The organism is Limnospira sp. PMC 289.06 (genome assembly GCF_032350395.1).
In the GTDB taxonomy this organism is placed as follows: domain Bacteria; phylum Cyanobacteriota; class Cyanobacteriia; order Cyanobacteriales; family Microcoleaceae; genus Limnospira; species Limnospira platensis.
This window is the reverse complement of the sequence record NZ_JARPLC010000485.1, coordinates 1-475: the sequence shown is the minus strand read 5'-3', so window position 1 is coordinate 475 and position 475 is coordinate 1. Positions and strand designations below refer to the sequence as shown.

The window sequence follows — 475 nt, the reverse complement described above, 5'->3', positions numbered from 1 at the left end:
CTTTTTATATAGAATATACACCAAACAAGTTGACAGGAGTTGGTGCTATTTTAGGTACTAATTCAGATAATACCAACTTGATACTTCACGGCGACGACAGTGCAGGTTTCGGTATAGACACTAGAACTGTGTCTGGTGGTGTGTTGACTTATTCATCACCCTTAATAACTAGATTGGACGCACCATCATTTAAGATATTATCTGTTTTAGAGCAAGGTCGGCAAAAGTTATTTATTAACGGTGATAAAGTGGTTGATGCACCTAATACAGTAACATCTTATCAACCTATTTCTGAAATTCTTATATTAAGAAGAGCTAATGGTGTTGTTGAAACTGGTATATGTAAAGATTTCCGCTACTACCCTCGCGCTCTTAGTGAAAGTGAGTGTTTAGCCCTAACAAAACTGTAATGGAGAACTAAAATGACTTATGACTTACAACAATAAATTAACAGATAATGCCTAATGCACTTGAT

The 475-nt window shown here is 35.6% G+C and carries 1 pseudogene; it reads left to right on the top strand.

The features are described from left to right. Nucleotides 1-410, top strand: a pseudogene (locus tag P5674_RS25910) (phage head spike fiber domain-containing protein); the annotation flags it as partial. Nucleotides 411-475: the final 65 nt, after the last annotated feature.